This is a genomic window from Dyadobacter sp. HNCC25DJ184 (genome assembly GCF_056895215.1).
The window spans coordinates 160,937-187,936 of sequence record NZ_JBXHAQ010000002.1; the positions used below are offsets into that span (position 1 = coordinate 160,937).

Genomic DNA, 27,000 nt, shown 5'->3' on the forward strand with positions numbered 1-27,000 from the left:
TAATATATATCAATTGAGTAACGAAACACAAATACCGGACGAAGGAGAGGTAATACTGATAGACAAACCTGTGGGATGGACCTCGTTCGATGTTGCAAATAAACTTAAACGGGGCTGCAAGTTCAAGAAGATAGGCCACGCAGGTACGCTGGATCCTCTGGCCACCGGTCTTTTAATTCTTTGCACCGGTAAAAAAACGAAGCAAATCGATAGCTATCAGGCTCAGGAAAAAGAATATACTGGCTCTTTTGTGTTGGGAAAAACTACTCCATCCGTCGACCTGGAAACGGAATTTGACGGTGAATATCCTACCGACCATATCACGGCCGAAGTTCTGGAATCGGCGAGAAAGCAACTTACTGGAGCGATAGAACAAATACCTCCGATTTATTCCGCAGTGCGTGTAGATGGCGAGCGACTTTATAAAAAGGCGCGTCGTGGAGAAACCGTGGAAATCAAAAAGAGAACGGTGACCGTATCCGAATTTGATATCGACGCCGCCAATTTTCCAACGATTTACTTCAAAATCATTTGCTCAAAAGGAACATACATCAGAAGTATGGTTCGTGATTTTGGCGAACTGACCGGCAGTGGCGCATATCTGGAAAATTTACGCAGAACAAGAATCGGTGCATTTCATGTAAGCGACGCATCGAACCTGACGGAATTCATCAATAAAAAAAGAAACGAGTTGAACCTCGACATCGAGTAATGAAGATATACCATAGTCTGGAATCGATTGAAAAGCTTTCAAATGCTGTTGTTACCAGTGGTACTTTTGACGGCGTTCACCTTGGCCATCAAAAGCTGCTGACCAGATTGAATGAAATCAGTGATCAGTCCGGCGGAGAATCTTTTGTACTGACTTTCTGGCCGCACCCTCGCATGGTGATATCGGATAGTGGTCAGGATCTTCAGTTACTATCAACGATCGAGGAAAAGATCGATCTTTTTTCAAATCTGAATGTCAAGCATTTAGCGATTATCCCATTTACCCGTTCCTTCTCAGAACTCACTTCGCTCGAATTTATTCAGAAAGTGCTGGTCGATAGAATTGGCACAAAAAAACTGGTGATTGGATACGACCACCGTTTCGGAAAAAACCGGGAAGGTAGTTTCGAATTCCTGAAAAATAATTGCGCATCATTCGGGTTTGACGTGGAGGAAATATCCCGTCAGGACATCGAAGATATGGCCATTAGTTCTTCGCGTATCCGCAAATCTCTTTTATCGGGAAATGTTCAGGAAGCTAACGAATTACTCGGACGCCCCTATTCTATTAGCGGGACGATTGTAAAAGGGAAGCAATTAGGTCGCACGATAGGATTTCCTACCGCTAATTTGCTGATTCAGGAGGGACATAAGTTGATTCCACACAACGGAGTCTATGTTATTCGCGCTCAGTATCAGGATCAGCAATATGAGGGAATGCTCAATATCGGTGTTCGTCCAACTGTTGACGGCATTTTCCGAACCATAGAAGCAAACCTTTTTGATTTTAACAAGGAGATATATGGGGAGGAAATCACTCTGAAACTATTCGCATATCTTCGCCCTGAAAAGAAGTTTTCCGGCCTTGACGAGTTGACCAATCAAATTAAGATCGACAAACAATCGTCTCTGGATTTTTTTGCCAGTCACCGTTAATTGGCATTAAAGCACAGTTTCAATACAAAAATCTTCTTTTAGCTGTTGGAAGTCGTTAACTTTATCCAAATCACTTGGCGACACAAACGGCTTTTATATGATATCAAAGCACACATTCCCACTCCTTTTTTCATTTTTGATTGTCACGGTTGATTGTGTTAAAGCGCAATCCATTCTTTTCAGAAATGCCACGGTTATCGATGGGACAGGAAGTCCAGCCAAAATCAATACAGATATCCTGATTTCGAACGGTGCCATTTCCGCAGTTGGCAAAAACCTCTCGGTAAAAAATGCGAGGGTGATCGATCTAACCGGAAAAACGGTGATACCAGCGCTCACAAGCGCACATGTGCATGTTGGAACGCTTAAAGGCACAACCTCTACTGCTGAAAACTATACCCGTGAAAATATCACAAGGCAGTTGGTCAAATACCAAAATTATGGTATTACGAATGTCTTGAGTTTGGGAACCGACCGACCGCTGATCTTTAATGGGTACGCCGATTCCACAGTGGCAGGGCTGGTGCCAGGAGCAAGATTATATTCGGCAGGATATGGTTTCAATATTCCGGAGGCTTCGCCGGTTTCCTGGATGAATATGCTTTTACGACCTAAAACGAAAGAGGAAGTACCGACCCTGATGGATTCTGTCGCCAAAGTAAAACCGACAGTGCTCAAAATGTGGGTGGATGATCATGGCGGAAAAGCAAAAAAGATGGATCGGGACATATACAAGGCCATTATTGCCGAAGCACATAAACGAAATATCCGGGTTGCTGCGCATCTCTTCAATGTATCAGACGCCAACGATCTGATCGATTCGGGGTTAGATATCATTGCGCACAGCATTCGGGATGCCGTTGTGGATGATGCACTTTTGGCAAAAATGAAGGCTAAAAAGATCATATATATTCCCACCTTGTCGCTGGATGAATATGCATATATCTACGAAGGCAATCCTTCATGGATCAATGACTCGTTTTTTAAGGCCTCGTTGGAGCCGGGAGTCTACGAACAGCTGACTGGTGAATCATACCATAATTCCGTCAAAAACTCTCCTGATTTTGAGCGAAACAAAAAGGCATTCAAAAATGCGCTGACCAATTTAAAGAAAATTCATGCCGCCGGAATCACTATTGCACTAGGAACCGACTCGGGTGCATTTGCAGTACGGACTCAGGGATTTACAGAACATCATGAAATGGAACTCATGGTAAAAGCCGGTATTACGCCAATTGACGTCATTAAAATCAGCACCTCGAATGCTGCCACTGCCCTGAAAATCAACAACCTATATGGCTCCATTTCGGTTGGAAAGCGCGCCGATCTAATCGTGTTAAATCAAAACCCGGCAACTGACATTCTAAACACCAGAACCATCTCATCTGTCTGGAAAGACGGCATCGAAGTAAGTAAAGGGCCACTCGCCCCCTGATTTTATGATCATGGATATCCAATCCACTGGTTTGATTCAATAATGACTGTAAATTTGTGCTTTAATCAATCAATCTAAAAAAATGAAAATCGGTTTCAAGCGGCTGGATCATATCATGCTTTGTATACCAGAGGGAACAGAGGAAGAGGCAAGAGCATTTTACGGTGGATTATTGGGCCTTCCCGAACTAAAGGATCTTGGATATCCATTACCAAACGGAGCAATTTGGTTCCAAATGGGTGATATTCAACTTCACGTAAGAGCAGAACCAGTAACAGAAACCTCTCAACGCCATCCTGCCTTTATTGTCGAAGATTTAGATAGTGCTCGTAAGCTACTGGAAACCAACGGAATCAATATTAAAAACGATAGCCCAATTCCTGATAGAAAAAGATTTTCATTCCGCGATCCTTTCGGAAACCGGATTGAATTGATAGAAATGTTGTGAAAGGAAGAAGGGAGGATGGAAGAAGGGAAAATTAGGGAAAAAACCAGCGCCCTCTGTGTTACTCTCCCCTGAATCCGCGTTTAAACAAAACAAAATAAAATAAAACCAGACGAGTGCACATCAATATATATTCACCTCAGTGTCATTTCTTTAAGACGAACCACTTAAATCTCATTTGTTGATGCGGGTACTTGTGGTTCACAATCAGTTATGGGCGCATTATAAATCCAAGCTCTTTTTCGAGATCAATAAGGTTTTTGAAGAGCGTTACCCTGATAGCGCTTTCAAAGTAATACATATTGCTGAATATGAGGAAAGTAGAAAGGGAATGTACGATCCGGAGGCCGGGCATCCTTACGAGTATCCGTATAAGGTTTTATTTAAATCTTCGATAGAATCGGTTAGTTTTAAAGATCGCTTTTTTGCTCTGCTTCGTGAATTCAATGATTTCAAACCGTCTGTTTTAAACATCACCGGCTATTTCGACTGGGCTCAAATCCTGTTGATGAATTATGCTCGTTTAAAGGGCGTTAAAGTAATCATCTCGACCGAGTCATCTGTTGCTGATCATAACAGGTCTGTGTTGAAAGAAAAAATCAAGAGCTTCATTGTCGCTCGCGCAAATGCCTTCTTCTGTTTCGGAACAACTTCGGCGGCATATCTGAAAACTTTGGGAGTGGAAGACGCTCAAATCGCCGTCAAACATGCCGCAGTGGTAGACGACGATACCATTTTATCCGTCTTTGGACTCGCTCAACAAACAAATCCCAAAAGAGGTAACGCTTTTATTTACGTCGGAAGACTCGCTCCTGAAAAAAATCTGGAAATGCTTTTGGCTGCATTTTTGAAAGTGAACTCCGGAAATAACCCTTGGAAATTAATTTTTGTGGGAAACGGTCCATGCGAGGATATACTTAAGAAAATGGCCAGCGAGTCACCGAATGTACTATTTGAAGGAGCACATCCATGGTACAAAGTTCCTGATTATCTGGCAAATAGCGATGTATTGGTACTCCCCAGCAAATCAGAGCCCTGGGGATTGGTGGTGAATGAAGCAATGGTTTGCGGAAAACCCGTGATTGTTTCAAACAAATGCGGTTGCGCACCTGATTTGGTGATCGAGAATGAAAATGGTTATACTTTTGACCCCAATGATCGGGTTGGTCTGGAGCAAAAGCTTTTAAATTTCATCCTATATCCGGAAAAGATTCAGTCTATGGGACAACAATCACTGCGGATTATTCAACCGTTCTCGGCTCATGAAGTGGCCCGTGAAATGACAGATTGCTATAAAAAGTTGACGAATTGATCATTCTTGCGTCAAAGACAATATAAAAACCAAGCATGCGAATTTTAAACATTTGTGCATATACCTGGGCGATTGGCGGCCCCGCACGCATTATTTACGATCACACCACAGAAGTACTTAAGCAAGGACATGAAGTCGATATTCTCAGCCCGATGACGCCGGGCGAGAAAATGTATCCGATACCAGAAGGAGCAAATTTGATTTCAGTAGCCCGGACAACGCCCATCAGTAATTTTTACCGTGAGTTTTCGGTTCCCTTGTATTCTTATTTAAAGCAAAACATTGAGAAATACGATGTGATCCATATGCATGGGATATGGCATTTTGGCAGTCTTGCTCCTTTTCTTATTCCAAATAAAGCAGTTAAAGTCATTACGATTCACGGTCTGCTTGATAAATGGGCGGTTGCGCATAGCAAATGGAAAAAACAAATCGTGACGGCGTTGTATCAGAAACGTCTTTTGGGGAAAGCCGATCTTATTCAGATCAACAACACCGACGAGGAAGCAGACGTAATCAGATATCTCGGGCACCGGCCAAAAAACATGGTGATTATCCCAAATGGAATGAAACTGGAAGAATATACCCAACTTCCAGCCAAAGGGGTTTTTCGTAAAAATTACGGTATCAAGCCGGAGCAACGGATAGTGCTTTTTATGGCTCGCTTAAATATTAAAAAGGGTCTTGATCTGTTGCTACCAGCTTTTAAAGAGGTTAGTACCCAAGTTCCGGAAGCAGTGCTGATCCTTGCCGGGCCCGACGACGGATATCTCACAGAAACCCGGTCTTTTATTGATCAGAATGGTTTAGGCGAGAAGGTCAAATTGGTAGGGATGTTGACTGATACTGATAAAAAGGAGGCACTGGCCGATGCCGATTTATTTGTTTTGCCATCCTACTCCGAAGGATTTTCGATAGCAGTCTTAGAGGCAATGGCGTCCAGCGTGCCATGTGTTGTGTCAGATCGGGTTGGTTTTGGCGACTATATCAGAAAGCATGAGGCGGCCTATTTATGTGAACTAAATCCAGGAGATGTCGCCAAAGGCATTCTTAAAATATTACAAGATGGAAGATTCGGCAAAAGTATCGCAGAAAGAGCTTTGGATATGGTTGTTAATAACTTTGACATTCGGATTGTGGCTTCTCAGTTATTAGAAGAATACAAGAAAGTTCACAAAATCTAACTATCTTTACAATTTATTTAATTAATCTAAAAGGACTGTTTTGAGTTATCGCCCCCTATATGGTTGATATATCAGTAATTATATTAACAAATAACGAATCGAAACATATCGAGCGGTGCGTTAATAGCCTTCTACTTATCACTGATAAAATTTTTATCGTCGATTCCCATTCCACTGATAATACGGTTGAAATTGCTGAGTCCTTGGGTGCTATTGTCGTTCAAAACGACTGGATTTCCTATGCTTTTCAGTTCAATTTCGGTATTCGAAACAATCCATTCAAAACCAAGTGGTTAATGAGGATGGACGCCGACGAATATATCACTCCGGAACTGGCTTACGAATTGAATGCCAAGCTTGACCTTACAGCGGACGACATTTCCGGCTTTTATATTAAAAGGCGGGTTATGTTTATGGATAAGTGGATCCGGAGAGGTGGCTACTACCCTATCTGGCTGCTGCGCATTTGGCGAAACGGGATGGGTGTTTGTGAAGAACTCTGGATGGATGAGCATATCAAACTTTCCGGCGGAATAACAGCGAATCTGGAAAACGATATTGTCGATCACAATTTAAATAACCTGACTTGGTGGACGCAGAAACATAATAATTATGCGATCAGGGAAGTCATTGATTTATTGAATATTAAGTATAATTTTGAGGATAAAGAGACCGTCACACCCAACTTTTGGGGCACACAGGAACAAAGAACCCGATATTTGAAAACCAGATATGCTTCATTGCCGCTGTTTACGCGACCGTTTATATACTTCCTCTATCGTTATATCGTAAAATTTGGATTCCTTGACGGCACAAAAGGCTTAATCTGGCATTTTTTGCAGGGTTTTTGGTACAGATTCCTGGTGGATGCTAAAATCTACGAGGTGTATCTAAAGGCAGGAAAGAATAAAGAAAATATAGTTGAACATTTCAGGACAGAATATGGAAAAAATCTCCTTAGCCCAAACAGATCTGTCCCGATACGATAACAGCGACTATACTCCTGGCGGAAAACTCAGGATAGTTCTCTGGTTCATTATATCAAGGATCTTTATTAACTCATATTTGCCCATTCCGATGCTGATTAAAAGATGGGTACTGGAAATTTTTGGAGCAGAAATCGCTGCAACGGCAGTTATCAAACCAAAGGTTATTGTTAAATACCCATGGTTTCTGAAGGTTCAAGATCATGTTTGGATAGGTGAAAATGTGTGGATAGACAACCTCACAATGGTTACTTTGGAAACAAATTCCTGCCTTTCGCAAGGATGTATGTTATTGACTGGTAATCACGACTTTACCAAGGTTTCGTTCGACCTTATCTTTAAGCCTATTACTATTAAATCCGGCGCCTGGATTGGAGCGAAAGCGGTAGTTTGCCCGGGAGTAACAGTTGGGTCGCATGCGGTTTTGACGGTTAATTCGGTAGCAACAAAAGATTTGGTACCATACGGTATATATCAGGGGAACCCTGCGGTTTTAGTCAAAAACAGAAATATAACACATTGAAAGTAAGCATAATAACAGTTGTTTTTAACGGAGCCAAAACGCTGAATTCTTGTATTGATTCTGTTTTAAGTCAAAACTATCAGGATATTGAATATATCATCGTTGACGGTAATTCCACCGACGGTACGCAGGAAATTGTAAAGAGCTATGGCAGCCAAATTCAGAAGTTTGTTAGTGAAGCCGACCGCGGAATTTACGATGCCATGAATAAAGGCATAGATATTGCTTCCGGTGACTTGATCGGGATCATCAACGCTGATGATATTTATGTAAACGCCGAAGTAGTAAGTGAAGCTGTTGAATCGATCAAACGTGAGTCCGCCGATGCCTGCTACGGTGACCTTGAGTACGTGGATGCATCTAATCTCAACGAAATAAAGAGAAAATGGCGTTCGGGAGTTTATAAGAAAAATGCTTTTTTGAATGGGTGGATGCCGCCGCACCCCACCTTCTTTATCAGGAAACATTTTTATCAAACTTATGGCATGTTCCGGTTGGATATGGGAAGTGCAGCGGATTACGAGCTCATGTTAAGAATGGTTCATAAAAATGGCGCAAAATTGGCATACGTACCGCATACATGGGTAAAAATGAGGGTTGGAGGGGTTAGTAACAGCACACTGGGAAATAGACTGAAAGCTAACCGAAACGATAGAAAAGCATGGGAAGTAAACAACTTAAAACCAAGGCTTTACACCTTGTTCATGAAGCCAGCCCGTAAGATTTTCCAGTTTTTAAGATAAGGCGGCCGGCACTGTTTTCGACCGAATAGTAAAATGCAATAATTCCAGAATAAAAACATAGAAAAAGTTCGTAAAAATTTACAATTTTGGCTTACGAAAATGATCTGGCATTTTTAATTAAAGAAATTTCATCACACATGGAAACAATATTACCACTCCAGATTTTTAGTGAAGGCAGCTTCAACAACATTATACACCACGACATATATCAAAGCATTTTATCCTTTTTGATAGCGTGTTTCCTATCTATCATATCAATACCGGTTATTATCAACCTTTCTAATCTTTTAAATCTGACTGCAAAGCCGGGGTTCAGAAGTTCTCATGAGGCGGAAACACCAACCTTAGGTGGTATTGCTCTGTTCTCGACAACTTTGATTGCCTATTTTCTTTGGCCTCATGCCAGCAATACGCTGGATTCAAACTTGATCACCCTGTCCATGACTGGGATGATAATTCTTTTCTTTTTAGGAATTAAAGACGACATTCTGGCGGTTGATCCAACGAAAAAACTCATTATCCAGATATTCGCCTCTATGATTCTGGTGACGATGGGGAATTTCAAAGTTGATAATTTCTACGGTATCTTTGGCATTCACTATGTGCCTGAATATGTTAGTATTCCTTTAACGGTATTTATCTTCATCGCCATTATAAATGCTATTAACCTGATTGACGGAATTGATGGCCTCGCTGGAGGTATCAGTCTGATCGCCGGTTTAGGCTTTGGGATATGGTTTATTCTAAACGACCACTTTTCATTTGGCTGTCTGGCTTTCTCCATGTCTGGCTCCCTACTCGGTTTTTTGAGGTTTAATTTTTCCAAGACCAGCAAGATATTCATGGGAGACACGGGTTCGCTCATTGTAGGGTATCTCCTGTCTATTTTCGCAGTGGAATTCCTGAATTTAAATGTTGGATATCTTCACGATCCCAATGCACATTTCAATGCACCGATTATCGTGATGGTTTTATTGATTGTTCCAATCTTCGATACACTGCGTGTTTTTATCGTCCGAATTGTCAAGGGAGGTTCACCATTTGTAGCTGACCGAAACCATATGCACCACATACTGATCGACAACGGACTGAATCACTTCTGGGCTTCATTTACACTGTGGATGGTCACCATTTTAAATAGTGCACTATTCCTGACTTTCCACGGCGACATCACTAATACCGCGTCGCTATATATTTACATCGGGATGTTCGGCCTATATATGGTCATTGCGTTCTGGATGAAAAGGCGAGCCGTGTCAGTTAAAAAGAGAAAGCAAGCTCTCAATACTCCCACATTCGGCAGTGAATCAGTGACTTCTAATAAAAATATTTTTAGAGATTTATAGACAAATCCTATACGCCATCTGGCCATTAGCGTTCAATAAACTTTTCTTTTTGTTTGCGTTGCAATGATTGTTTGTACCTTAGCGTCAAATAATTTAATGGTGGCATGAACAAAAATATCAGAAAAGAGGACGCTTTATTCTATCACTCAAAGGGCCGCCCTGGTAAGATCCAGGTGGTGCCAACCAAAGAAACCAACACACAACGCGACCTGTCGCTTGCTTACTCTCCCGGGGTCGCAGAACCCTGTCTCGAAATTGCCGAAAATGAAGAAATGGCATATGCTTACACTGCAAAGGGAAACCTTGTTGCCGTGATAAGTAATGGAACTGCGGTACTCGGCCTCGGTGATATTGGCCCTGTGGCAGGCAAACCTGTTATGGAGGGAAAAGGGCTGCTTTTCAAAATATATTCCGATATCGACGTATTTGACCTTGAACTGGACACTAAAGACGTGGACGAGTTTGTAAGGACAGTTAAGATTTTGGAGCCGACTTTCGGTGGTGTTAACCTGGAAGATATCAAAGCGCCTGAGTGTTTTGAAATTGAGGCCCGCTTGAAAAAAGAGCTCAATATCCCCGTAATGCACGATGATCAGCATGGTACCGCCATTATCAGCGCTGCTGCGATGCTGAATGCATTAGTTCTTGTCAATAAGAATATTGAAGATATCCGAGTGGTCGTTTCCGGCGCTGGTGCTTCCGCAGTTTCCTGCACCAAACTATATATGTCACTTGGAGTCGATCCGAAAAAAGTGGCAATGTTCGATACAAAGGGGCACATTCATAGTGGCCGGACAGATTTGAACGAGATGAAACGCCAGTTTGCAACCGAAAACGAATACGGTTCGTTGGAAGAAGCAATGGTTGGCGCTGATATATTCCTGGGACTTTCCACTGCCGATATTGTTTCGAAAGAAATGGTAAAATCCATGGCGAAAGATCCGATAGTGCTGGCGATGGCGAACCCAAATCCGGAGATCCCATATCCTGATGCGGTGGAAGCTCGCGAAGACGTGATAATGGCGACTGGCCGTTCGGACTATCCAAACCAGGTGAATAATGTTTTGGGCTTCCCCTATATATTCCGTGGCGCACTGGATGTTCGTGCAACAGAAATCAACGAAGAGATGAAGCTGGCCGCAGTTCATGCACTGGCTGACTTGGCTCGTAAACCAGTTCCGGATATTGTCAACCTCGCATACAATGAATCCAATATCGTTTTCGGAAAGCTATATATTATACCAAAACCTGTAGACCCTCGATTGCTTACCACCGTTGCTCCAGCTGTGGCTAAGGCTGCCATTGCAACCGGTGTTGCCCGGAAAATTATTACGGATTGGGATGCATATGAGCAGGAGCTTTCGACGCGTTTAGGGAGAAACGATCAGCTGACGAAGGTAATTTTGAATAAAGCAAAACAGGATCCAAAAAGGGTTGTTTTTGCTGATGCAGAAAATCTAACAGTGCTAAAAGCGGCACAACAGGTTCGCGATGAGGGTATTGCCTCTCCTATCCTTTTGGGTAATAGAGAAACGATTCATCACCTGATTGCTGAGAGTAAACTGGATTTGGCAGATGTGACGATCATTGATCCGCGGGCACATGAAAACGATCATATTGTTGAAAAATACGCGGCTATATTATATAACAAGAGAAAGCGCAAAGGCCTGACACCTATTGAAGCCAAACGGACAATCTACTTCAAGAGCTATTTTGGCTCGATGATGGTGGAATCAGGTGAGGCCGATGCACTGATTTCAGGACTTACCCGTACATATCCTGACACAATTCGTCCGGCTTTACAAGTAATTGGAAAACAGGATGATGTAAATAAAGTGGCCGGGATGTATATTCTTCTGACGCCGAAAGGTCCTCTGTTCTTTTCAGATACAACCGTCAACCTTGACCCAACTGTTGATGAAATCGTGGAAATAACTGAATTGACTGCCCGAGCAATTGAGAGATTCAACATTACACCAAGAATCGCTTTAGTAACCTATGCCAACTACGGCAGTGCGGATGGAAAGGATGCCGAAAAAATGAGATTGGCGACTGCAATTCTTAAAAAACGTAATCCTGGAATGGTGGTTGAAGGTGAAATGCAAGCTCACCTTGCTTTCAATACGGAGTTGTTGAAACAAAATCATCCGTTCAGTGATCTGGTCGAAGGCGGCAGAGCTAACACCTTGATTTTCCCTAACCTGTCGGCAAGTAATATTGCTTACAACTTATTAAAAGAAGCTGCCGAATTGGAAACAATAGGGCCGATATTACTGGGAATGAAAAAACCAGTTCACGTTCTGCAGCTTGGTAGTTCCGTGCGCGAGATTGTGAATATGGTGGCGATTGCCGTAAACGAAGCGCAATTCAAAAATAAAAAATAGTCAGTCAGTTTTAAAGCTAAGAAGCCACCGGTTAGCGTCGGTGGCTTCTGTTTTTTTAAGGTTGTACCTTATAAAGGTTAGAATGAATCACGCTTAACTTTGATTCGGGCATCTTGATTACTTTTCTGTCGTAAGTCATGATACCGTTGATCTCCACTTCCACGTCGGTTGTCTGGGTATATACCGCCGCCGAGAGTCCTTGCTTAATCAAAGGCTCCAGGTTTTTAATAAAGGTTTCGTATTTAGTGAAAAGTTCATCACGGCTTTTAAAACTCTGATATCCCCAGTTATCCTTTTGCTGCCACGTATGTCCGTCGACCGGAAGGCCAAGCCCGCCAAATTCGCCCAAAACAACAACCTGATCTTTGCCATGAATAGCCGGAGTCGGCATTGCAGGAGCCGGGTAATTATGCAGATCAATAATATGTCCAACCGGGAAGAAATTACCCCCGCTCGCACTATTCACTAAACGTGCAGGATCGTAAGCCATCGTCCATTTCGTGATTTCTTCCGTTTTAAACTGGCCCCAGGCTTCATTGAACGGAACCCAAACTACGATACTTGGAAAGTTATAATTTGCATCCAAAATGGCTTTCCACTCACGGCGATAGATCTCTTCTGATTCCGGAGTACGGTTTTTCTCGGTACCTAAGCCAGTAATTCCCGGACGCGGTTCCCAATGATTTCCCATATCCCCGCTTGGCATATCCTGCCACACCAGCATGCCCAGCTCATCGCAATGACGATACCACCTTGCCGGTTCCACCTTAACGTGTTTCCGGATCATATTGAACCCCATTTCTTTAGTTTTTGCAATATCAAATTTCAATGCCTCGTCGGTTGGAGCAGTATATAGCCCGTCAGGCCACCAGCCCTGATCCAATGGTCCGTATTGGAAAACGAATTGATTGTTTAACAACATGCGTTGCGTTCCATTTGCATCCGGTTTCATAGAAATTTTGCGCATCGCGAAATAACTCTTCACCTCATCGACGACCTTCCCCTTGCGAACTACTGCAACCTTAATATCATATAAAAATGGTGAGTCAGGACTCCAAAGTTTTGGAGAAGCAATATTTAACGCTGACGTTTCATTAGCTTTTGCTTCAACCTCTCCGACTTTGGTGTTGCCATCCCAGATAGTCACTTTTACTTCATCCTCTGGCTGAGCATTTTGTACAAAATTTTGAATCGCAATCTGATTTTTGTCAATATCTGGTGTGTTCTTGGTGCCGGAAATATAAGTTTCGGGAACACTTTCCAGCCAAACCGTCTGCCAGATGCCAGTCACAGGCGTGTACCATATACTGTTCGGATTCTTGATTTGTTTTCCTCGTGGCTGCGGCCCATCGCTCGACGGATCCCAAACGCGCACTTTGATATCCTGTGTTTCTCCTTTAACCAAAAGTGAGGTAATATCAAAACTAAATGGATCATAACCTCCTTTATGACTCCCGGCACTTTTTCCATTAACAAAAACCTCACACGCCCAATCAACCGCTCCAAAATTTAACAGAACACGGTTTTTATTTACTTTTTTAATAGTAACGGTGCGTTGATACCAAAGCAAACTATCTTTTCCAACCGTACGGCCCACCCCCGAAAGCGCTGATTCCACCGCGAATGGAACAAGGATTTTTCCATCATATTTGGCTGGTATTTCCGCCTCATTGGCTTTCGATACGATTGAATAATTCCACAACCCATTCAGGTTTTGAAAATTGCCGCGAACAAGTTGCGGACGTGGATATTCAGCTAATGTATTCTGAGGATCTACTTTCGTCGCCCAGTCGGTGCGTATTTTCGACCCGGCTATCTTCCAATCAGAAGTAGACTGCGCGTAGCTGAGAAAGGAAGTGGTACAGGCAACGAGTCCAATTGATAAAATTCTTAATTTCATTATTTGATGTTTTTGGCTTGAAATTACTATTTGCTAAAAGGTTTTTTCGACACTTCTTTACTTTAAAATAATACTTCTCATCGCTAAATCGCCTTTCCATCCTGACATATAGCCAGATATTCATGCCTTTTTCACGATATTAAGCTAAATTGGGAAATGGCGCACCGTGTTAGTAGGTTCTTTTACCCGCAAAGTCGCCCTCCATTTCATTATATTTACTTAACTATTAGTTTTGAATAACCACCTATTCTTCACATCCTATTTATGAAAACGATTCGTCCTATATTTTTTCTAATATTTTTTGGCCTGTCAAACTCTTTTGTCTGGGCACAAACCAATTCAAACTTCGCCATTGCGATCCACGGCGGTGCGGGCACGATTACACGAAAAAATATGACGCCCGAAAAAGAAAAAGCATATACAGCTGTTCTGAATGAGGCTTTGAAAAAAGGATATGTCATTCTCGAAAAAGGTGGATCGAGCGTGGATGCTGTTGAGGCAGCTATCACCGTATTGGAAGATTCACCACTTTTCAACGCCGGAAAAGGAGCTGTTTTCACTAACGAAGGTAAAAATGAACTGGACGCGGCAATTATGGAGGGAAATACTTTAAAGGCAGGCGCTGTAGCAGGTGTCACCACTATTAAAAATCCGATTAAAGCGGCAATCGCGGTGATGGAAAAGTCGCCGCATGTGATGATGACGGGAGCAGGTGCGGAAAAGTTTGCCAAAGAAAAAGGTTTGGAGATTGTTGACCCTTCTTATTTTTACACGGAAGCGCGTTACAAATCGCTCCTGCAAGCAAAGGAAGAAGAAAAAGTTGAACTGGATCACACAGAGAAGGTAAAGAGTGCCCCAAAATCGGGATATAAAGATTCACAGGAAGATTTGATATTTGCAGAAGGTAAAAAATTCGGAACCGTGGGTTGTGTGGCACTAGACAAATCCGGGAACCTTGCCGCGGGAACTTCGACTGGCGGAATGACCAACAAGCGATATGGACGCGTTGGTGATGCGCCGATCATCGGTGCCGGAACTTATGCCAACAATACAACTTGTGCTATTTCAGCAACCGGCCATGGGGAATTCTTTATTCGTTCCGTTGTTGGTCACGATATATCTGCCTTAATGGAATATAAAGGCCTATCCTTGTCGCAAGCTGCTGATGAAGTGGTGATGAAAAAACTCGTGAAAATGGGTGGAGAAGGTGGTATTATTGCTATCGATAAAAGTGGTAATATCACAATGCCCTTCAATAGCGAGGGAATGTATAGAGGATATATGAAATCGGATGGAAAATCGGAAGTCTTGATTTATAAGGACTAATAGAAAAATATCAGATTCTTTATCACATGTATTGTCTCTGTTATACAAAATCACTTATATTAACCGTTTAAATACATATCGCATACATTGTAATTCCGGATTCCCTTTCTCATATGAGACATATATTTACTCTAATCTTTATTCTGTTTCTTGGCTCAGTTAGCAGCTATGCTACGCATCTTTCCGGCGGAGAAATAAGAGCCACTTATATTTCGGGACAGACATATAAGATCACAGCGAAGTTATATATGAATCAACAAGCCGCTATTGATGGCGACGTTCCTACGGTCAATATTTGTTTTGGAGATGGCGTAACTGCTTCTTTAAAAAGGACTTCTAATATCCAAGGCGAGTCAGGGATAGCAATCGCATTATTCGAAACGACTCATACTTATTCTTCTTCGGGAACGTTTCAGATCTCAATTCAGGAAGATTTCCGATCAGCGGACGTTCTCAACTTTCCAAATTCCATTTACTCGAAATTTTTTATCTGGACAGTTATCAATACTCAAGTTGGCAATTCAACACCTGAATTTAAGGATCTGACATTATCAGCCAGTGTAGGTCAGGGTTATGAGACAGACCTTGGGTTGAAAACGGCGGATAAAGATAGCGTATCTTATAAACTGGTAAGATTAAGCAAACCATCTCCGGGAACCTGTGGTGTCAGAATGACAACTTATGACTACACATACCCCAATGACGTGTCCAAAACAGGAACCTTCAAAATTGACACTAAGAGTAACAAATTAGTGTGGACTGCTCCCGAATTGGCTGGTACTTACCTATTTGCGATAATCGCCTATGAATGGCATGATGGTGTTGTCATTTCAGAAACGTATCGAGAAGGACTTATCACGGCCATCGATCGCGGTGGTGAACATGTGGTAGTTCCGCCGTATCAATCTGCAGAAGATACTGGAGTTCTGACAGACGTAAAACCAGCTGACGGCGAATTCGCGATTTCTGTAAATGCATATCCAATTCCAACCCAGGATTATCTGAATGTGAACGTCTTAAGTAATAGCCGCGCTGTTATTAGTATTGAGATCATCGATATCAACGGACGTGTTATTAGCCGCCAATCTTCGTCATCACAGGAAATTGAGGTTAAAAAAGTCTTTGATTTAAGTAAATTTATTCCTGGTCTCTATATCGTCAAGGCGTCCAACGGGAACAGCGTAGCCACAAAAAAGATCGTTCGCTGACGAATCCCGATTTAATTTTCAGATAGAAAAGTTGTACTTTGCGACTCTGCAAAGGAAATCAACTCGATGAAAAACCATCCATTGTCCATTGTAATGGTCATTCTCCTCATGTTTAACATGGTGGGTTATTCGATTTACAACCTTTGGAATGCATCTTCTAAAACAACCCATGCTGACGAGTTCACTTCGGGAGATTTTGTAATCATTAAAGTACCTGCAACGGCGTCATATCTGGCCAGCTCTCAATCTGCTCAGGATAGCAAGGATGAAATTTTTCATGAAAACAACTATTATCATGTTGTTGACAGGCATATTGCGAGCGATACACTTTACCTTCATTGTGAGTTCAACCAAAATGCGAGAGAAAGATTTTGGAACCTTGTAAACTCCTTGGATTTAGACACCAAAAACCAATCTAACATTCCTAACCTTCTTTTCAAGAATATCCTTAAAGAATATCTTTCGATATCTAAACGCCATTACTTCTTTCTTATCGAATGGTGTATTCCTGCTGTTTATCAGTACCAGGAAGCCGTTGTTACCGAACCATTCCAGGCAATCACCAATCCGCCGCCCATTAACAATATCGCTTAAAAGCTAATCCTTTTTGAGTCATGCGTTATTCGAAACGCTACCGGAATCCCGTGAGCGAGATATTACGTTGCGCTCTACGATATTGTTAAAACATTTACATTAAGATTTAATGAAAATAACTCTATTTAACCCGCAACATTTGCGGGCAGGTATTTGGTGTACCATTTTACTGTTTGCTTCCCTCACCTATTCCAACGCGCAATCACTAAGCGGACAAATTAAAACTGAAAGCGGGAAACCGATTGTTGGTGTTACTATTAAAATTGACGAGCATAAAAAAGGTACTTTCAGCGACAACGACGGAAGGTTTACGTTTGGAAATCTTCCTGCGGGTAAACTGACTTTAAACTTGTCGATGGTCGGCTTTGCAAAAGAAAAGCTGCATGCTGTTTTGGTGAAAGGCCAGGATAAAGACGTTGAAATTACTATGAAGGAGCTAGTAACTAACCTGGACGAAGTGGTCATTGAGGACCGAAAAAATAAAATCCGAGTAGAAAGACTTCCGGATATTCATGACACATTCATTACGGCTGGTAAGAAAAATGAAGTGATTGAACTCGCTGGCGTGAATGGAAATATAGCTGAAAAAACCGGTCGACAGCTGTTCGCTAAGGTTCCGGGTGTTTTTGTATACGATATGGATGGAAGTGGAAACCAGGTCAATATATCGACCAGAGGACTGGATCCGCACCGGTCGTGGGAGTACAATATTCGCCAAAATGGTATCATTACCAATTCTGACATGTACGGATATCCCGCCAGCCATTATAGCCCTGCGATGGAATCTATTAGTCAAATTGAAATGATCCATGGCACTTCGTCACTGCAATATGGTGCGCAGTTTGGCGGAATGATCAACTATGTGACCAAGAAACCGGATACGACTAAGACATTTGGTTTTGAATCGGTCAATTCAGCCGGCTCATATGGACTGTTCAGTTCTTACAATGCCATTGGTGGCAAAGTTGGAAAACTTACTTACGTAGCATATTACCAAAGACGCTATTCGGAAGGATACCGGAAAAATGCTCAATCCAAAGCACAATCACAATTCGTGAGCCTCACTTACGATTTTAACCGCAACTTTAGCATAAAGGCGGAACTTGGTCGGTCCAGCTACGTCTACCACATTCCAGGTCCTTTGACCGACGCAATGTTTGAGGCAGATCCAAGACAGTCTACCCGATCCAGAAATTATTTCAATCCGGACATCTATGTACCTTCCATTGAAATTAAATGGGCAATCAGCCCTGCTACCAAACTAAGATTTACAAATTCAGGAGTATATGGTGCGAGAAACAGTGTGATGTATGATGCGTTTGCGAACGTTCCCGATACCATCAATCCGGCAACGAATGATTATAAGGCGAGGCAAGTCGACATTGACAATTTTCACAGTTACACTTCAGAGCTAAAACTGATACATCAGTATCATATTCTTGGACGTACGAGTTTCATAACAGCCGGAGTTCAGTTTATGAATAACGATTTGCATCGTAGACAGTTGGGAAAAGGTACAACAACCTCCGATTTTGACCTGACCGTTCCTGAAGGGAAATTTGGCCGAGACCTTCATTTCAAAACAAAAAACATTGCAGTCTTCCTGGAAAATATGATTTATATAACGCCAAGATTGACAGTTTCGCCAGGGTTCAGAATTGAGCACGGTAAAACAGATATGTCGGGAACGATATCGTACTATGATCCGGGAGACTTGCCGACTAAAATTGAAAACAACTTCCCATTGTTTGGAGTCAATAGTCAATATCGTTTGAGCCCGACAAGCAAGATATATGGCGGAATATCGCAGGCATATCGCCCTGTGGTGTTCAAGGATATCATTCCAGCATCGATTCTTGAAAAAGTGGATAAAAATCTGAAAGATGCATATGGCTACAATCTGGAATTTGGTATTAGTGCCGCAGGCAACAAGTATTTAAATTATGATATAAGCCTGTTCCAAATCCTGTATAATAACAGATTAGGCACTTTGGCGGTGCAAGATGATAACGACAATACGTATCTTCTTCGAACAAACACCGGGAATTCGCGCACACGCGGAATTGAAGCTTTTCTCGAAATGATTCCGTTTCAATTTGGAGAAGATCCGTTAAAGACAACGCAAATTTCCATCTTTACTTCCACCAGTTATTTTGATGCAAGGTATATCAAGGGAAGTGTAATCGTTGATGCGGAAAATGTGAGTGTGGTTGGAAATAGACTGGAAGGTGTTCCGAAGTGGATTTCGCGGAACGGATTGCAGGTTGTGAATCGTAAATTCTCGGGGACGTTGCAATATAGCTATGTCTCGTCCAATTTTTCGGACGCTGTAAACACGGTTACCCCTTCGGCTAATGGTACCAAGGGCAAAGTTCCGTCATATGGGATATGGGACTTAAATACTTCTGTTCAATTGGGTCAGAGATATGTGCTCCGAATGGGTATCAATAATTTCTTGAACAATCATTATTTCACCAAAAGACCCACTATGTACCCGGGAGCGGGGATATGGAGTTCCGACGGAAGAAGCGCGGTCGTGTCTTTTGGGATAAAAATATAGCACCAGAATCACTTCCGGTGCTTACATCATAGGTTAATTGTAGTATCAGGCAAACGGCGGGTTGGTTACCTGCCGTTTCCTTTGCCAATTTACAGACTTCCTGAATCAGTAGTTAAGAAATCAAAATATTTTTATTTACCGAGCACCCATCGTCGACCCAAGACTGATCGTGCTTATTCGATCCTTTATTAAGAGGTTGCGTAAAAGCATTTCCCGAATCATTTCCTTATGCGTAAAGGTGATCATATGTCCTGCATTATAAAGGAATATATACTGGGCACGTTTGCTTTTAATATGACTTTTTGCAAACTCAAAATTGGAGGGATCTGCGATCCAGTCATTCCCGCCCTGAATTACAGTGACAGGAACATCCAGTTCTCCCCACATTGGCATAACTTTCCGCAACTCTTCCGAGTGGGTATATTTTTCGGCTGTCGCGGTGTTAAACGACTCCGGCAAAAACCATTGAACCATAGTCATTCTACCCCATTTTGAAAACCAATAGAACTTTTCCTTATCAGGATCAATAACAGGTGATACCATGATGAGGTCTTTCACTTTATCAGCAGCAAGTGTGGCCAATTTAGCAGCTATCGGTGCCCCATACGATCTGCCCAAAACAGTAACTTTTTCAGATGAGTGGTTCAATGAGAAAACTGGCAATAATGCATTTGCCTGACCATCAATCGAAGTCACGAATTTTCTTTTGTTTTTCAACCGCGACTTATTCAACCGCGACCTTCCGTAGCCAAGACGATCAACCGAAACAATATGGTACTTCTTATTTAATATCGTATCATCCATCATGTTCATATATCCCCATTGTGAACCCGGCGCACCGTGGATCAATAGAAGCATAGGCAAAGTATCAGCTCCGATACTGGCGACGCAGAGCGTTAATGAATCGTTTTTAATGAGTTCAATCTGAGGTTTGAGATCCGCCTTGGCATAATGTCTTCTCACCTCCTTATCAGTTACCACATAACGACCGAAACATGAGCATAGGGAAAACGGTACGATAACCAATAAAAGCCAGCGATTCGTGAATTTCAATAAATGGTTAAATCTCCCCATTTGACTTACTTCTTCTACATGCATCTGAGACATAATGTACTAATAATTAGTACATCAAAATACTGTGCCAAACAATTTTTCCCATTATTTATTAAAAGTTAACGTTTCAATACGTTATTTTGTTACCCAATGTGAAGAGCATAGAGGACCCTTTTTCGACAACAACGAGCAACCACATAATGACAGCCAGCCACCAATCCTTTTTAAAATTGCTTGCGGAACAAAACGAAACGTACAAATACAAGTTGCCATCGAGAGAAGACGCGGGTAAGTTCATCCAGAACCTTATCAATTTCCTCTTTCCTATCAGTCAGGACTGTTCGCAAGCCAAAAAAAATAAAGATATTTCTGAAGCATATACCGACATACGGCATAAATTGGAATGCCTATTAACCCCACTAGCGCCTCAGCTCGAGGGGAACACTGAGGCTATTCTGGATAAAATTTTTGACGAAATTCCAGTCATATATGAAGAGCTTCTTATGGATGCAAGATCAATCACCGAAAACGACCCGGCGTCGGTCAGTCTTGAGGAAGTGATATCGATCTATCCTGGCTTCATGGCTATTGCCACCTATCGCTTCGCACATTCATTTGCCAAAGCTGGTATTCCGTTGCTGCCCAGAATGCTGACTGAATACGCTCATAGCCAAACTGGAATAGATATTCACCCTAACGCCATCATCGGAACTTCCTTTTTTATTGACCATGGAACCGGTGTTGTGATAGGAGAAACTACAATCATTGGAAACAATGTGAAAATTTACCAGGGCGTTACGCTTGGAGCCACACATGTATCCAAATCGATGGCATCTCGGAAACGCCACCCTACGATTCAAGACAATGTAGTGATTTATGCCAACGCGACTATTCTTGGTGGAGAAACCGTGATCGGCAATGATTCGATAATTGGGGGAAATGCCTGGATAACAAGAAGCGTACCTCCCTTTTCCATGGTATATCACCAAAGTAAAGTGGAAGTACGCCGTCACACCGCGGTTTAGCGCGGAATTACATAATGGCTCGTATAAACCTGCGGACACCTTCCATGTATACAGGCTCAGCTTGTGGAAAAGCGTATCTTGGCTGAGTAGTCATGGTGATAGATATAAATCCATACGTCAGGCACCACCATTCATAATATGTTTTGGTAACTGCTTCACCGGATTTCGGCCTCAAAATGGCGATCATTTCCCAGACTGGATTTCCCCGAATGCTCATTACCTGAGAATATGCTTTTTTTGAATCGCAAAATGCTCCTTCCAAATTGAACATAACCTGAAACACTTCCGGGTTTTCAACCGCGAAATTCCAAATACAATGCGCTACTTCTGCCAGTTGCTTTTGCGGATTGCTGAAATGCGTTTTAATTTTGTGAAATTCTGCCTGCAGGAAATCAAATCCTTCAATGCGTATCGCTTCAAGTAATTTATCTTTACTTTCGAAATATTCATACAAGATCGGAGGGCTGTATTCTATTACCTCCGCAATTTTTCTGATGGAAACCGCTGTCCATCCGTCTTCCCTCGCGATTTCCTTAGCTGTTTTAACGATATCCGAACGAACCTGAGTTCTCAGCCGTTCTCTTCGCTCTACTATTCCCATACGTTGGTATATCTTAATTGGGTGAGAAACAGTTATAATTCCAAATATAAAAAGATCCTTCCGACAACTCAAGACGAAAAAGGCCTAAGTTTTAAAAAAATACTGAAATCCGCTTTGATTCTCAGGAGAGGCCATTTCTATTTTTAGTCAGTGTGTTAGGTCAGAAAGTATCTTCCGGCGACTCTAAATCTTTTTTGCTACGGTTATTTTTTCTAGTTTCTCCACCAGTCGGTAGTTGGCTTCCTGAGCCCGAAATTTATTTTTTCCATCATCAGGAACCCGCAGGTTGTTCTGGTATAAATCCAGCTTAACCGATTTCTGATTATCCTGCAAGTAGTTTCGTAAAACCTGTTTCATCTGTCCTTTCAAAGTCTCATCCAGAATCGGAAAACAGATATCAATGCGACGATGAAGGTTTCTGAATGTCCAGTCACACGACGAAAGAAATATTTCTTCATTCCCTTTATTACAAAAATGGAAAATCCGCGTATTCTCATGATACCGGTCGACATGGCGATTAACTGTGATATTATCACTCAGAGAAGGCAGGCCTGGAATAATACTGCTGCTTTCGCTCACTATCACATTGACTGGCACACCAACCTGACTAGCCTGATATAATTTGTCAATCAAAATCCGATCCTGAATTTGATTTATTTTAATGATAATGAATGCCTTGTGTCCTGCATTAAAATTGGCGATCTCACGATCCATCAGATCAAGCAATCTTTTATGAAGATTGAACTGCGTGACATTCAAGGAGTTAAATGGCAGATATTTGTATTTCTTGGGCTCATCCTGGGTGTGCAAATAGCCAAATAGCAATTCTAGTTCATTGGTAAGCTCGCGATGACAGGTCAGCAAAGCATGGTCAACGATTTCACGACTTGTAAGGCGATAAAAGCTCCCTGTGCCTAGATATGCATACCGTTCCCACCCTTGCTTCCCACGACGCTTAATCAGAGCCATTTTCGCGTGTACTTTCAATCCGGGTACACTAAGTATAATCTTCACTCCGGCGTCACGCATTTTGCGGGACCACTGAAGATTTTCATGGATTTCATGTTTTGTATTCAACTCAACATATGTCATAACGCGCTTTCCGTTTCTGGCGGCACTGATGAGCGAGTTGAGAATGAACGAATTAGGACTGATTTTGTAAAGTGAAACGTGTATCTCCCGAACCAAGGGGTCAACTGCTGCCTCGTTAAAAAGCCGGATAATCGGTTCATATGAATGATAAGGCAAATGCAGCAGTTGATCGTTCTTTTGAATGATATCGAAAATCGATGATCTGTCTTCAAAACCAGCAGTGTAAATGGGCTTTTGAACAGCATAATCCAGGCGTTTGGAAACGGATGGAAACCTGATCAGATCCTGCATAAAGATATAGTTCCCCATTTCATGAAACTCAGAAAGCGGAATCCCTATTTTGCTCATGAGATACTCTCTCATTTTGGGAGGCATTCCTGTTTCAAAAAAGTACTGAGCTGGCAATACAAAATTTCTTTTTTCTAATTGCTTAAGAATCCGTTGCGCCATTGACGGTGGATACTCATCTTCAATGTTTAACTCAGTATCTCTTTCAGCACGGAACGCGAAGCAATCCAATATCTCGTACCCCGGGAACAAAAGATCCAGGTTTTCTTCAATAATATCTTCCAGGAAAGTCACATGACGTTTTCCCTCCGATTCGGGTAAAACGATGAACCTCCCGAAAATCGCAGTCGGGATATTGACCAAAGCATAGAGCTCCGTCTCACCTTGCATAATCCTTTGAAGACGAATCATCAGATAAAGCTGACCTGTTTCAAAGAGCGCCAGTTTAGAACTTCTCCGGGTATCCAGAAATACCGGCTCCATATACCGGAAGAGCTTTTCTATAAAGAAGTTTCTCGCATATTCGGAGTGCTCCTGACTATATAATTCAAGATAATATAAGTGAACCCCCTGTTCGAATAGACCGGGCAAGATTGCATTTTGAAGCACATCCGTAAACTCATTCAGCTGATTTTCGATGGTTTCATTGATATGTTCAAGCAATGATTCGGGATATATATTGAGCTTGGATCTGATATCATTACTGACCTCGCACATGGCAAGCAAACTTGGAAGCCGAAGGCGGTAAAACTCTTTTGTCTGATAAGAATATTGTCCAAGAAAACGTACTCTCTCCCTGATCGGCACGGTTTCATCTTTTGCTTCAAGCAACAATCTGTAATTGTTGGAGAGCCAGCTAAGATTTACATCGAAATAGGGGTGTGTAACGTCAATCATTTACTATTAAGTATTGAAAAATCGAATTTGATACAATATAAATACAATTGGGCTGCAAGGAGGTAACTTAATTATTTAAAATAAATCAGGACCTGAAAACCTTATCGAACGGTAAATCGCACACAGATATCATGCCAAAATCGTTTGAAATTGGTCTCCTAATAGAGAGCCTACAAGTTGATTTGAAAAATATGCCTGCCGGTTTTTAAAAGGAGAATCTGACGTTCAGACCTTAATATCCGGACAATTAATTGCTTTCAAAACGCGTAAACTGCCAATGATCTAATATTAAAAAAAATTTGGGGAGGGCTTCGTTGAATATTCTGATGTTGCAGAATCAGCAATCAAACGATAAAAAATGTCGCACAAAGGAAAAAAATAACGGAGTCATTTCGAAAAATTATCCCGAGAAAGTTAAAAAAGAACCAGACGGCGGAATCCGGCTGGTTCCATTTGGCTATTTTCCCCACGTTTCGGGGGAAAGACGCCACGAAGCTAAACTACTTAGCTGGTCTTCCGTGACATAGTTATGTTCCAATGCAGCCTCAATAAGAGAACTATAATTACTAATCGTATCCAGTTTCACATTTTTAGCAGCGAAATTGTCGGCAGCAGTTTGGAAACCATAAGTAAAAATTGCGACCATACCCGCTACCTCGATACCTTCAGCTCTCAGCGCATCTACAACTTTTAACGAACTTCCGCCAGTAGATATCAAATCCTCAAGGATAACAACCGACTGTCCTTTTTCCAGACGTCCTTCGATCTGATTCCCCATACCGTGTTTTTTCGGTTCAGGTCTTACATATGCAAAAGGCAATTCCAGACAATCAGCAACTAATGCACCCTGAGCGATGCCGCCCGTGGCAACCCCGACAACCGCATCCACGTGCTTGTATTCCTCGCGAATTAAATCGGCCAGAATCTTCTTAATATATGTTCTGGTTTCAGGATATGATAAAGCAACGCGGTTATCGCAGTAAATAGGCGACAGCCACCCTGAACTCCATTGAAAAGGTTTTTCAGGACTCAACTTGATAGCCTGAGCCTCCAAGAGCATTTCTGCTATTCTTTTAGATATATCTGTGTTATTCATATTAATCGTCGGACGAATCCTTATTGTACTGAACTAAAATCTTATCGATACGACTCCTATCCATGTCAATCACCTCAAATTCAAACCCCTTCCAGGAAAATTGCTCTCCCTCTTTCGGAATGTTTTCAAGGGTATGAAGGACAAAGCCACCTAGTGTGTTAAACGCAGCATATTCCCTTCTTTCGGTTTCTTGCAAGTTCACTTCGAAATATTGCAGGAAGCTATCAAAGGGCATCTGGGCATCCACCATGAAAGACCCGTCATCGCGTTTTCTAATTTCGGTATCCTCTTCCTGATCATCAGAAATATCGCCCACGAGCGCATCCATGATATCATGCATTGTGACAACTCCAAGCAACCCTCCGTATTCATCGACAATGATCCCGAAATAGACGCGTTGCTCTTTAAATTTTTCCAGTGCCTGATATGCACGGTTACTTTCGGGCAGGTATACAGGCTCCTTCATTACAGCCGAAAGATCTGCCAGCTGATCGTCCAGATCATTGGCTATCAAATCTTTAACATATACAAGGCCGACTATATCCTCTACCGAACCTTTGCACACTGGATACACAGAATGTCTTGATTCAAGTATTTTCGTCTTGTTTTCCTGAACGGTATCCGCTATATCAAGCCAAACGATATCCTGCCGGGTGGTCATCAGAGATGTAACTTTTCTATCGCCCAGCTGAAAAACGTTGTGTACGATCTCCTGCTCAATTTCTTCAAAAACCCCACCCGAAGTACCTTCCTGAATAAGGCTTTTTATTTCCTCTTCCGTCACCGAGTTTTCGCTTTGCTTAATGTTCAGCAAACGAATAATCAAATCGCTGGAAAAACTGAGCAATGAAATAAATGGCGCCGTGGCTACAGAAAGGATATTCATCGGCCGTGCCATAAATTTCGATATCGCTTCTGGTTTGGCCATCCCGATCCGTTTTGGCACCAGCTCGCCCAAAACAAGGGAAAGGTAAGTGATCAATACCAGTACACTTCCGACTGCGATCGTATGGCTATATTGTTTGAGGGGTTCAAACTGAGCGATAAAAGCTTCAAAATCTGAAGTGATATTGTCTCCACTGTACATACCCGTAAGCAAGCCTATCAAGGTGATCCCGATCTGGACGGTTGATAAAAAGCGATTGGGTGAATTGGCAAGATGAAGCGCGGCTTTGGCCGACGAGTCGCCATTTTTGGCGGCTGCTTCTAAACGCGATTTTCTGGACGAAACCAGTGCGATCTCGGACATAGAGAACAGTCCATTGAGAAGCACCAAAAAAAGTATGATTAGGAGTTCCAAGAATGATTATTTAATTCCTGAGGCAAATTTATCAATAATAATCGCTGTCTTAACT

Annotated in this window: 22 protein-coding genes; 16 read left to right on the forward strand and 6 right to left on the reverse strand. The window is 42.1% G+C overall.

Annotated elements, in window-relative coordinates; translation table 11 throughout:
• The first annotated feature begins 13 nt into the window (after nt 1-13).
• The 11 genes from truB to AC1XUD_RS03640 all read left to right on the forward strand — a co-directional run bounded on the left by truB (nt 14) and on the right by AC1XUD_RS03640 (nt 12,005).
• On the forward strand, nt 14-712 hold the full coding sequence (gene truB, locus AC1XUD_RS03590) for a tRNA pseudouridine(55) synthase TruB (protein WP_483359588.1): 699 nt from the start codon (nt 14-16) through the stop codon (nt 710-712).
• Nucleotides 712-1,647, forward strand: coding sequence for a bifunctional riboflavin kinase/FAD synthetase (locus tag AC1XUD_RS03595; RefSeq protein ID WP_483359589.1), 936 nt, complete (start codon nt 712-714; stop codon nt 1,645-1,647). The genes truB and AC1XUD_RS03595 overlap by 1 nt, the downstream gene beginning before the upstream one ends.
• A gap of 97 nt (nt 1,648-1,744) precedes the next feature.
• The gene (locus AC1XUD_RS03600; protein ID WP_483359590.1) at nt 1,745-3,082 is read left to right on the forward strand and encodes an amidohydrolase family protein; all 1,338 of its coding nucleotides are present in this window, start codon (nt 1,745-1,747) and stop codon (nt 3,080-3,082) included.
• A gap of 82 nt (nt 3,083-3,164) precedes the next feature.
• The gene (locus AC1XUD_RS03605) at nt 3,165-3,530 is read left to right on the forward strand and encodes a VOC family protein (RefSeq protein ID WP_483359591.1); all 366 of its coding nucleotides are present in this window, start codon (nt 3,165-3,167) and stop codon (nt 3,528-3,530) included.
• A gap of 181 nt (nt 3,531-3,711) precedes the next feature.
• Nucleotides 3,712-4,839, forward strand: a complete 1,128-nt coding sequence (locus AC1XUD_RS03610) for a glycosyltransferase family 4 protein (RefSeq protein ID WP_483359592.1) — start codon at nt 3,712-3,714, stop codon at nt 4,837-4,839.
• 35 nt (nt 4,840-4,874) lie between these two features.
• A complete protein-coding gene (locus AC1XUD_RS03615; RefSeq protein ID WP_483359593.1) occupies nt 4,875-6,023 on the forward strand; it encodes a glycosyltransferase in 1,149 nt (382 codons plus the stop codon).
• A gap of 59 nt (nt 6,024-6,082) precedes the next feature.
• Nucleotides 6,083-7,012, forward strand: a complete 930-nt coding sequence (locus AC1XUD_RS03620; RefSeq protein ID WP_483359594.1) for a glycosyltransferase family 2 protein — start codon at nt 6,083-6,085, stop codon at nt 7,010-7,012.
• A complete protein-coding gene (locus tag AC1XUD_RS03625) occupies nt 6,966-7,532 on the forward strand; it encodes a WcaF family extracellular polysaccharide biosynthesis acetyltransferase (RefSeq protein ID WP_483359595.1) in 567 nt (188 codons plus the stop codon). The genes AC1XUD_RS03620 and AC1XUD_RS03625 overlap by 47 nt, the downstream gene beginning before the upstream one ends.
• Nucleotides 7,529-8,275 (forward strand): glycosyltransferase family 2 protein, encoded by a 747-nt coding sequence (locus AC1XUD_RS03630; protein WP_483359596.1) that lies wholly within the window; start codon nt 7,529-7,531, stop codon nt 8,273-8,275. Before AC1XUD_RS03625 ends, AC1XUD_RS03630 begins: the two co-directional genes overlap by 4 nt.
• 137 nt (nt 8,276-8,412) lie before the next feature.
• The gene (locus AC1XUD_RS03635; RefSeq protein ID WP_483359597.1) at nt 8,413-9,621 is read left to right on the forward strand and encodes an MraY family glycosyltransferase; all 1,209 of its coding nucleotides are present in this window, start codon (nt 8,413-8,415) and stop codon (nt 9,619-9,621) included.
• Nucleotides 9,622-9,725: 104 nt separating this feature from the next.
• Entirely contained in the window at nt 9,726-12,005 is a 2,280-nt protein-coding gene (locus tag AC1XUD_RS03640) for an NADP-dependent malic enzyme (protein WP_483359598.1), read from the forward strand.
• A gap of 55 nt (nt 12,006-12,060) precedes the next feature.
• Here AC1XUD_RS03640 and AC1XUD_RS03645 read toward each other — a convergent pair whose 3' ends face one another.
• On the reverse strand, nt 12,061-13,905 hold the full coding sequence (locus AC1XUD_RS03645; RefSeq protein WP_483359599.1) for a glycoside hydrolase family 2 protein: 1,845 nt from the start codon (nt 13,903-13,905) through the stop codon (nt 12,061-12,063).
• Nucleotides 13,906-14,298: 393 nt separating this feature from the next.
• Between AC1XUD_RS03645 and AC1XUD_RS03650 the strand changes: the two genes are divergently transcribed.
• From AC1XUD_RS03650 to AC1XUD_RS03665, 4 genes are all read left to right on the forward strand, one after another.
• On the forward strand, nt 14,299-15,231 hold the full coding sequence (locus AC1XUD_RS03650) for an isoaspartyl peptidase/L-asparaginase family protein (RefSeq protein WP_483359896.1): 933 nt from the start codon (nt 14,299-14,301) through the stop codon (nt 15,229-15,231).
• Between the two features lie 113 nt (nt 15,232-15,344).
• Nucleotides 15,345-16,439 (forward strand): T9SS type A sorting domain-containing protein, encoded by a 1,095-nt coding sequence (locus AC1XUD_RS03655; RefSeq protein WP_483359600.1) that lies wholly within the window; start codon nt 15,345-15,347, stop codon nt 16,437-16,439.
• A gap of 66 nt (nt 16,440-16,505) precedes the next feature.
• A complete protein-coding gene (locus AC1XUD_RS03660; RefSeq protein ID WP_483359601.1) occupies nt 16,506-17,033 on the forward strand; it encodes a hypothetical protein in 528 nt (175 codons plus the stop codon).
• Between the two features lie 109 nt (nt 17,034-17,142).
• On the forward strand, nt 17,143-19,593 hold the full coding sequence (locus AC1XUD_RS03665; protein ID WP_483359602.1) for a TonB-dependent receptor domain-containing protein: 2,451 nt from the start codon (nt 17,143-17,145) through the stop codon (nt 19,591-19,593).
• 135 nt (nt 19,594-19,728) lie between these two features.
• Here AC1XUD_RS03665 and AC1XUD_RS03670 read toward each other — a convergent pair whose 3' ends face one another.
• Nucleotides 19,729-20,700 carry an alpha/beta fold hydrolase gene (locus tag AC1XUD_RS03670; RefSeq protein WP_483359603.1) on the reverse strand — a complete coding sequence of 324 codons (972 nt, stop codon included), beginning with the start codon at nt 20,698-20,700 and terminating at the stop codon, nt 19,729-19,731.
• 146 nt (nt 20,701-20,846) lie between these two features.
• Between AC1XUD_RS03670 and epsC the strand changes: the two genes are divergently transcribed.
• On the forward strand, nt 20,847-21,671 hold the full coding sequence (gene epsC, locus AC1XUD_RS03675; protein ID WP_483359604.1) for a serine O-acetyltransferase EpsC: 825 nt from the start codon (nt 20,847-20,849) through the stop codon (nt 21,669-21,671).
• A gap of 7 nt (nt 21,672-21,678) precedes the next feature.
• Here the strand turns inward: epsC and AC1XUD_RS03680 are convergent, their stop codons facing one another.
• The 4 genes from AC1XUD_RS03680 to AC1XUD_RS03695 all read right to left on the reverse strand — a co-directional run bounded on the left by AC1XUD_RS03680 (nt 21,679) and on the right by AC1XUD_RS03695 (nt 26,945).
• Nucleotides 21,679-22,272 carry a TetR/AcrR family transcriptional regulator gene (locus tag AC1XUD_RS03680; RefSeq protein ID WP_483359605.1) on the reverse strand — a complete coding sequence of 198 codons (594 nt, stop codon included), beginning with the start codon at nt 22,270-22,272 and terminating at the stop codon, nt 21,679-21,681.
• Nucleotides 22,273-22,455: 183 nt separating this feature from the next.
• On the reverse strand, nt 22,456-24,549 hold the full coding sequence (ppk1, locus tag AC1XUD_RS03685; protein WP_483359606.1) for a polyphosphate kinase 1: 2,094 nt from the start codon (nt 24,547-24,549) through the stop codon (nt 22,456-22,458).
• A gap of 457 nt (nt 24,550-25,006) precedes the next feature.
• On the reverse strand, nt 25,007-25,645 hold the full coding sequence (gene pyrE / locus AC1XUD_RS03690) for an orotate phosphoribosyltransferase (protein WP_483359607.1): 639 nt from the start codon (nt 25,643-25,645) through the stop codon (nt 25,007-25,009).
• Between the two features lies 1 nt (nt 25,646).
• The gene (locus tag AC1XUD_RS03695; RefSeq protein ID WP_483359608.1) at nt 25,647-26,945 is read right to left on the reverse strand and encodes a hemolysin family protein; all 1,299 of its coding nucleotides are present in this window, start codon (nt 26,943-26,945) and stop codon (nt 25,647-25,649) included.
• Between the last annotated feature and the right edge of the window lie 55 nt (nt 26,946-27,000).